Raw genomic sequence first — 8142 nt, 5'->3', positions numbered from 1 at the left:
CGGCGATATAGCCGCCATCCTTGATCGGGCGCCCGAGGATACGCCACAGGTCGGAGATGTCCTTGGCCGGGCCGTCGAACAACTGGATGGCGCGATCCGGCATATGGAAGTCGATCATCTGACCGTATTCGATGTCGCCCATGCCCTGATTGTTGCCGATGACCAGCGTCAGGAAGGACACGATCATCATGCGTCCGTCGGTCATGTTGCGGTCGAAGAGGTCGAGCGGATAGGCGATCCGCATGTCCTCGGTCGCCTCGTCGATGTAATAGACCAGCGCGTCGACGCCCTTGGTGAAGTCGTCGGTGGTGGAGACCTCGACGTTGGTGCCGGTGGAGGACTCGGCCGCGAAGTGGGCGGCGGCCTCCAGATAGCCGATGCCGCTTTTGGGCTTCATCCGGTAGGCGACGAGGATGTGCTTGCCGCCCGCGATCAGGTCGGCTTCGGTGAGGCTCAGGTCGGAGTAACGCGCGGACTGGTCAAGTGCCATGTAACGTCTCTATCTGGATGGTGATGGGCGTCGATGCCCGTGGCGAAGGCGGGTGCCGAGATGGACCGGATCCAGTCGGCTGGAGGATTCCCCCCCGCGATGAATTTCCAGGTAGATTACAGGTAAATTGGACATAAAAATATTATGAATTTCTTATTCATCTAATAAGCTTTTCGATATGGAAGCGGTTGTCCGTCATCCTTGACGTGTATGCCATTTGCGACATGGCGTCAATCATGGCCAGGTGCTGACCTGAAGGTTTTGAATCGAAGTGAAAAACCGTAGGCGAGATAAGGTGCCGCCCTCGGTATCCTGGATCTTTGGGATGTTTCGGCAGACCTGTCTGCTTGTTGCCTTAAGGCCGTTGGTTGGACCGCGTATCGGGTCGGTGGGCTTGAGAGTTCGGGAAGCGCGGCCGTATGTTCCGAGCTTACAAACTTGCTTTCGATAACCTTGTTGGTGTAAAAATGCGACAGGGTATGAGGGTGTGTCTTTTTTTCGCCCAATCTGTTGCAAAACGCGATGCGCTCCACTATAGTTCAACCCGCAAAGCATGATTGCGTACAGTTTCAGCAGTCTAGTCTGACAAATTCACAACAGCGGAGAACAGCATGAACAAGAAACTTCTAACCCTGGCAGTCGCCGCCGCCCTGGCTGCGCCCGTCATCGCTCCTTCCACCGCCTCGGCGGAAGCCATCGTCTATGGCAAAGTTCACGTTTCTCTCGATTATGCGGATGTCAAAAATGTCGTGCGGCCGACCTACGGCTTCGCGCGTGACGACGCCGGCGCGGTAATCCTCGATGTCAACGGCAACCCCACGTTCGTGAAAACCGCCGATGGCGTGGATTTCAAAGGCTGGGGCATGTCCAGTAACGGCTATATCCCAGGCGAAGGCCGTGCCAGCCGTTTGGGCTTCAAGGGCTCCGAGGATCTGGGAAATGGCCTTAAAGCCATCTATCAGTTGGAGTTCGGTGTCAATCTGAACGATACCAGCGACAACGTCCTTAACAATAGCGATTCGATCACCTACCGGAACAGCTTCGTCGGCCTGGCTGGCGACTGGGGTACCTTCCTCATGGGTCGTCATGACACCCCGATGAAGATCTCCACCAGCAAGCTGGATCTCTTCGCCGATACCATGGATGACTACAACGGCACCGTTGGCTTCCGCGATCTGCGCGCCGATAACGTCGTTGCCTACATCAGCCCCAGCTGGAGCGGCTTCCAGTTATCGGCCGCCTTCGTCCCGTCCGGCGGCGCCACCGGCGGTGGCAATGGTCTGAACCTCGAAGAAGACAGCATTGCCGACACTTACTCGCTTGCGGCTATCTACAGCAATGGACCTTTTTACGCCTCCGCCGCCTTCGAGAATCTGAACAGCGAGCACTTCAACAGCCAGACCACAGCGCTTGACGGCAATGACTGCCCGGTGAACACCCCGATCGATCCGACAAACCCGAATAGTCCCTACACGACGACCTGCGGTTTCCAGGATAGCGACGCACAATCCTGGCGTCTTGGCCTGGGTCTCCTCGACTGGAACGGCTTCAGTCTGACCGCGATCTACGAAAATCAGGATCAATTCAATAACGACAAGTTTGCTGGTTACATCGATCCAGCCAACCCGGCCGTTACCTGGAATATTCCCGCTGCCCCCAACGATGCCGATCTTTGGCAGATCCAGGCCGGCTACGCCTTTGGAAACAGCATGGTCAAGGCCATGTATGGACAGGCCGATTACTCGGGCGACAACATCGTTGCGGGTGCTGATTGGGTGTCCGTCAACGGCGGCGAAGCCTTCCTAGTGAACAGAACTCAAGCGATGGACTACGAGGTAACGACTTGGTCCGTTGGTTACGACTACAACTTCAGCAAGCGCACCAAGGCGTATGCACTCTACACGGACAAGGATAGCGACCTGGAAGACATCGTTGCCGGTTCCAAGTGGAGCGGCTTCTCCCTGGGCGTGATGCACAGCTTCTAATGCTGTCAAGCCTCGCTTATTAAGGAATCGCTCGGATGCGATAAAAATGGGGTCTTCGGGCCCCATTTTTTTGTCTGCGTTAACCGCTGAAATCAGCGGCCTCGATCGTTTTGGCGCCGTTGGGCGTCCCCAGGATCAGCACATCGGCTGGCCTCAGCGCAAAAATGCCGACCGTGACCACGCCGGCGAGATTGTTGACCTGCTGTTCAAATTGCAGCGGATCGGTGATTTCCAGATGCTGCACGTCCAGGATCAGGTTGCCGTTATCGGTCACGAATCCCTCGCGCCAGATCGGCGTTCCGCCCAGTCGAACCAGCTCGCGCGCCACATAACTGCGCGCCATCGGGATGACCTCCACCGGCAGCGGGAAGCGACCGAGCACCTTCACCAGCTTGCTTTCGTCGGCAATGCAGACGAATTGCCGGCTCGCCGCGGCCACGATTTTCTCCCGCGTCAGCGCGCCGCCGCCGCCCTTGATGAGTTGCAGTCGCTCATTGGACTCATCCGCGCCGTCGACATAAAGCGATAATTCACCCGCGCCGTTCAGGTCGAGAACCGGGATGCCGTGCGCCTTGAGCCGTTCGGTGGACGCTTCCGAGCTGGAAACCGCCCCTTCGATACGCCCCTTGATGGTGGCGAGCGCATCGATAAAGTGATTGACGGTGGAGCCGGTCCCGACACCGATCACGCCGTTCTCGACATACGCCAGCGCAGCCTCGGCGGCCTGTTTCTTCATGGCGTCCTGATTCATTCAATGTTCTCCGGGTTGGGTTGATGGGAAGCTGATCATCATAGCAGAGGCTCTCGCGACACCGCTTTGTGCACTCCTGAAAACGGCCAATCGCTCAGATAAATGCTGGCGCCGATCCGCCAGTCAGGCGCGGTTGATCGTAAACGCGACATTCCGTGATCACGGATTCCAGCGGAATGTCCCAGGGACGGGGCTCGATGCGCTCGATGCGCTGGCAGTCGTGAGCGAGACCGAGCAGGCGGGGGCGTCGCCAGGATCGGCGCAGTCTGAGATAGGCCAGGGTACGATCATAGAAGCCCCCGCCCATGCCGAGACGATGACAGTCGGTATCGAATCCGACGAGGGGCATGAGCAAGAGGTCAAGGTTCCAGGGCAGTGTGAGCCGACGTCCGCGGGCGATGGGCTCCGGGATGCCGAAGCGGTTGGGACGCATGCGGTCGCCTGGACGGAAACGCGCAAACCAGAGTTTTCCTCGGCCCCAAGGGGTGTTCCTGGGTCTCAGGATGGGGAGATAGCAAGCTTTGCCGCGTGCGTGGGTCAGGAGGGGGCGTGGATCGAGTTCGCCGTCGGTCGGCCAATACAGTGCAATCCGTCGGGCGCGAAGATACAGGCGATGATGCCAAAGCCGCTGCGTCACTCGCGCGGCGTGCTGGCGCTGTTGGCGAGGCGAAAGCTGTCGACGCGCAGCTCTGAGTTCACGGCGTTGCGTCTGAGATGATCGCTGGGGTTGCATGGAGTGAGGGACACCCCCCATTGACGCCGTTATCGGTCTTCGTTCTTGAACCAAGCGGTTCAAGTGGGGACACTCGGCTAGACTTCAGGCTTTCCGCTCGAAGACGGACATGCTCAACAGCCTTGCTGTCATATCCCCTGGGTAGCAATTAGGCTCAAGAAAATACCCAGACCATGATCGAACGCTACAGGGGGTGTCTTGAGAACAAGGCTATACCCTTTCATTCGAGGCGTCCAGCGGCGGTTCGACTGACGGGACAACGGCCGGCTCTTCGGCCAGGGCCATGGACAACCGATCCTGGAGTTCGCGCAGACGCCGTCCGGAATCCTGAGTGAGGTCAGGCTGCGCGCGCTGAAGCTGGATGAGGTCATGCGCGATGTTCAACCCCGCCATCACCGCGATGCGGTCGGTGCCGATCACCCGGCCGTTTTGACGAATCTCGCGCATGCGATGGTCGAGCAGACGGGCGGACGCCTTCAAATCGTCCTGTTCATGGGGATCGCAAGCGATCCGATATTCTTTTTCCAGGATCTTGACACTGACCTGTAGCGGCTCGTCGCTCACAAATTTTCCTCCATTGCGCGCAACCGGGACAGCATGGCTTCGACGCGGCTACGGCTCTGCTCGGTTTTTTCGATCAATTCGCCGCGTTCGGTGACCAAGGTCTCCTGGCGCGCGCGCAGGGTGTGATTTTCGTCCCGAAGCCGTTGATTCAGGCGGATCAGGGCGTTGATCTGCTGCTCCAGTTCGTCGAGGTCAAGGTCGAAGTTGGCCAATGTCCGCGGCTCCGTTGAAATTCCTTGCACTATAGAAGGGGCGTCGCGAGCGGTCAATCGGGCTGAAGCGCATGCTATGATTCAATAGCTATTTCTCAATGTTTAGGCGTATCCACTGCGATACGGAGGTTTCCACGGACATCGACTATGATCGGATTGGCCGCTTGCTGGAAGTCAGCCCTTTAAATCCGTCACCTGGCGAAGCACATGGAATCCTGTGCGGTCTTCTCTGCGGCGGCGACCCGGATCCGCTGGACGCCTGGTTCCTGCAACTCCTGCCTGCTGCAGAGCCTACGGAGCCCGCCGATCCGCTGCTCGCCGGGGTCCGCGAAGGTCTGAGCGATCTGGCGACCGCGACTCAAATCGGGATACGCGATCCGGATCTCGGCTTCCGCCCGTTGCTTCCGGACGACGACCGTCCGCTGGCGGAGCGCGCGACCGCGCTCTATGACTGGGTGCGGGGATTCCTCTTCGCCTTCGGCGTGCTGGGCGTCGCGGAGCGTGATCTGTCCGCGCAGACCCGCGAGATTCTGCGCGATTTTGCCGATCTGACGCGGATGGATCTCGATGACCTTGACGATGCCGAAGAAAACGAGGAGGCGCTGGCCGAAGTGACCGAATTCATCCGGGTGGCGGCAATGCTGATTCATGACGAGCGGGCGAGTCCAGGCGACGCGTTCCGGCAGCTATGAACGCGACCGAATACAAACGCCGCCGGCGCGTCCTGTTGAAGTCCATCGGTCCCGATGGTCTCGCGATCCTGCCGGCCGCGCGCGAAGCGATCCGCAATCGCGATGTCCATTATCCCTTTCGCCAGAGCAGCGATTTCAGCTATGTTTCTGGTTTCCCGGAGCCTGACGCCTTCGCGATCTTCGTGCCCAGACGCAAGGAGGGCGAATTCATTCTTTTCTGTCGACCCCGTGACGCGGAGCGCGAACAGTGGGATGGGGCGCGTCTTGGTCTCGAAGGCGCGATTGAGCGTTTTGGCGCCGATCAGGCCCATCCCCTCGATGAGCTGGACGGGATCATGCCGACCCTGATCGACGGGCGGACTCGGCTGTACTATCCGATCGGCACCGACGCGGGTCTCGATCAGCGGGTGATGGGCTGGGTGAATCGGGTCCGCGCCAAGATTCGCACCGGCGCGGTCGCCCCCGACACCTTCATCGCCATCGAATCCCTGCTGCACGAACAACGGTTGCGCAAAAGCAAGACCGAGGCGGCCCTGATGCGTCGCGCCGCGCGCATCTCCGCCCAGGCCCATCGACGCCTGATGCGCCATTGCGCCCCCGGCGTGAAGGAACTGGATCTGGAGGCTGAATTTCAGCATGCCTGCGCCACCGCCGGCGCCCGTTTCAACGCCTATCCGATGATCGTGGGCGGCGGCGCGAACGCCTGCGTGCTGCATTACATCGCCAATGACGCCGTGCTGCGCGACGGGGATCTGGTGCTGATCGACGCGGGCTGCGAACTCGACGGCTATGCGTCCGATATCACCCGCACCTTTCCGGTCAATGGCCGCTTCAGCCCGCCCCAGCGCGAACTGTACGAACTGGTGCTCAAGGCCCAGCAGGCGGCCATCGACAAGGCCCGGCCCGGCTGCCGTTGGAACGAGCCACACGAGGCGGCGGTGTGGGTGTTGACCCAGGGTTTGATCAAGCTTGGCATTCTGTGTGGCGAGCTCGACCAACTCATCAAGGATGAAGCTTACAAACCCTATTACATGCACCGCACCGGTCACTGGCTTGGGATGGACGTGCACGATGTTGGCGCGTACAAGCGTGATGGCGCGTGGCGCGTCTTCGAGCCCGGCATGACGTTAACCGTGGAGCCGGGACTCTATCTGCCGGACACGGAAGCGGTGCCGGAACCCTATCGCAAGATCGGTATCCGGATCGAGGACGATGTGCTGATCACCGAGGAGGGCAACGAGATTCTCTCCGCGGCGGCCCCCACGCAGCCGGACGAGATCGAGGCGTTGATGGCGGGGCCTCGTCCAGCACGTTGAAGAACGGGTGCGCTAATGATGGAGATGAGCTTTGCGATGCTGCACGAATACGACGTAGCGATTATCGGTGGCGGTCTGGTCGGCGGCAGTCTGGCCTGCGCCCTGGCCAGTACCAAACTCAAGGTCGCGCTGATCGAGGCGGTGCCGACGGTTGCCGCGCAACACCCCAGTTACGACGAGCGCGTCATCGCGCTCTCGCTGGGCAGCCAGCGGATTTTCGAGGCCATGGGTCTGTGGCCGGACATGGCGCCCGAGGCGGAGCCGATTCTGCAGGTGCATGTCTCCGAACGGGGGCAATGCGGCATCGCCCGGCTCGATCACGCCGAGGAAGGCGTCGCGGCGCTGGGCGCGGTCGTGCCGGCGCGGGCCATGGGCGTGGCGATCCGCGTGGCGCTCGATCATGCCGACAACCTCGAACTCCTCTGTCCCGCGCGGCTGATCGCGCATCGCGTGCGCGGCGACGGGATGGACCTTGAGATTGAGATGGGCGGGGAGACCCGTCATCTGCGCACCCGTCTGCTGGTGGCCGCCGACGGCGGCGATTCGGCCATCCGCGAACGGCTCGGCCTGAAGGCGCGGGAGCATGCCTATGGTCAGGATGCCATCATCACCACGGTCACGCCGGATCGTCCCCGGACGGGCGTGGCCTTCGAGCGGTTTACCGACTCCGGTCCCCTGGCGCTGCTGCCCATGACCGGGGGCCGCTATTCGGTGGTCTGGACCTGTCGCGAGCACGAGACCGCCGACCTGCTCGCGCTCCCGGATAGCGAGTTTCTGGCCCGTCTCCAGGATCGTTTCGGGTATCGGCTGGGGCGTTTGACGCAGGCCGCTCCGCGTCGCGCCTACCCGCTCCGGCTCCGGCTGATCCGCGCTCCGGTTCAGGAGCGTCTGGTGCTGATCGGCAACGCGGCGCACAGCCTGCATCCGGTCGCCGGCCAGGGCTTCAATCTGGGTCTGCGGGACGTGGCGGCATTGGCCGAGGTGCTGGCGCTGTGCGCGGTCGCGGGCGTCGACCCCGGCGCGGCGGCGACCCTGTCCGACTATGCGCGCTGGCGCGGTCGCGATCAGGCCGGCACCGCCAGTCTGACCGACGCGCTGGCGCGACTCTTCGTCATCCCCTGGGCGCCGGTTCGGTTCGTCCGCGGGGCGGGGCTGCTGGGGCTGGATCTGCTGCCCTGCGCGCGCCATCGGCTCGCCCGACGTTTCATGGGACTGGGTGGTCCCCTGCCGCATCTGGCGCGCGGACTTGCATTGCCAGCATTGGAGCATCCGCATGACTGATTCCACGCAGTCCTTCGATGTCGCCGTCGTCGGCGGCGGTATGGTCGGCGCGGCCTTCGCCTGCGCCATGTCCGGCAAGGGCCTCTCCATCGCCGTGATCGAGTCGCGCGCGCCGCTT

9 protein-coding genes, 1 other RNA gene and 1 pseudogene are annotated in these 8142 nt (G+C 61.5%); 5 read left to right on the top strand and 6 right to left on the bottom strand.

From position 1 onward, the window contains the following. Positions 1-490, bottom strand: a pseudogene (locus QZY07_RS16095) (ribulose 1,5-bisphosphate carboxylase); the annotation flags it as partial. Between the two features lie 611 nt (positions 491-1101). Between QZY07_RS16095 and QZY07_RS16090 the strand changes: the two are divergent. Then, positions 1102-2475 carry a porin gene (locus QZY07_RS16090; RefSeq protein ID WP_295404877.1) on the top strand — a complete coding sequence of 458 codons (1374 nt, stop codon included), beginning with the start codon at positions 1102-1104 and terminating at the stop codon, positions 2473-2475. Between the two features lie 79 nt (positions 2476-2554). On the opposite strand, the gene rpiA is transcribed toward QZY07_RS16090, so the two are convergent. The 5 genes from rpiA to QZY07_RS16065 all read right to left on the bottom strand — a co-directional run bounded on the left by rpiA (position 2555) and on the right by QZY07_RS16065 (position 4735). Then, the gene (rpiA, locus tag QZY07_RS16085; RefSeq protein WP_295404874.1) at positions 2555-3226 is read right to left on the bottom strand and encodes a ribose-5-phosphate isomerase RpiA; all 672 of its coding nucleotides are present in this window, start codon (positions 3224-3226) and stop codon (positions 2555-2557) included. 94 nt (positions 3227-3320) lie between these two features. Beyond that, on the bottom strand, positions 3321-3959 hold the full coding sequence (locus tag QZY07_RS16080; RefSeq protein WP_295404871.1) for a 5-formyltetrahydrofolate cyclo-ligase: 639 nt from the start codon (positions 3957-3959) through the stop codon (positions 3321-3323). Between the two features lie 10 nt (positions 3960-3969). After that, a non-coding RNA gene (ssrS, locus tag QZY07_RS16075) (6S RNA) lies at positions 3970-4155 on the bottom strand. 14 nt (positions 4156-4169) lie between these two features. Further along, positions 4170-4523 (bottom strand): cell division protein ZapA, encoded by a 354-nt coding sequence (locus QZY07_RS16070; RefSeq protein ID WP_295404868.1) that lies wholly within the window; start codon positions 4521-4523, stop codon positions 4170-4172. Continuing rightward, positions 4520-4735 (bottom strand): TIGR02449 family protein, encoded by a 216-nt coding sequence (locus tag QZY07_RS16065; RefSeq protein ID WP_295404865.1) that lies wholly within the window; start codon positions 4733-4735, stop codon positions 4520-4522. The genes QZY07_RS16070 and QZY07_RS16065 overlap by 4 nt, the downstream gene beginning before the upstream one ends. A 98-nt stretch (positions 4736-4833) precedes the next feature. Between QZY07_RS16065 and QZY07_RS16060 the strand changes: the two genes are divergently transcribed. The 4 genes from QZY07_RS16060 to QZY07_RS27505 form a co-directional block, all read left to right on the top strand. Beyond that, a complete protein-coding gene (locus QZY07_RS16060; protein ID WP_295404862.1) occupies positions 4834-5427 on the top strand; it encodes a UPF0149 family protein in 594 nt (197 codons plus the stop codon). After that, positions 5424-6743, top strand: coding sequence for a Xaa-Pro aminopeptidase (gene pepP, locus QZY07_RS16055; RefSeq protein ID WP_295404860.1), 1320 nt, complete (start codon positions 5424-5426; stop codon positions 6741-6743). The genes QZY07_RS16060 and pepP overlap by 4 nt, the downstream gene beginning before the upstream one ends. Before the next feature lie 36 nt (positions 6744-6779). Further along, positions 6780-8024 carry a 2-octaprenyl-6-methoxyphenyl hydroxylase gene (ubiH, locus tag QZY07_RS16050; protein WP_295404857.1) on the top strand — a complete coding sequence of 415 codons (1245 nt, stop codon included), beginning with the start codon at positions 6780-6782 and terminating at the stop codon, positions 8022-8024. Then, positions 8017-8142 (top strand): NAD(P)-binding protein (locus QZY07_RS27505; RefSeq protein ID WP_363184351.1); only part of this gene is annotated, 126 nt, incomplete at its 3' end. The genes ubiH and QZY07_RS27505, both read left to right, overlap by 8 nt.

The organism is uncultured Thiocystis sp., assembly GCF_903866365.1.
GTDB lineage: Bacteria > Pseudomonadota > Gammaproteobacteria > Chromatiales > Chromatiaceae > Chromatium.
This window is presented reverse-complemented; position numbering and strand designations above follow the sequence as displayed.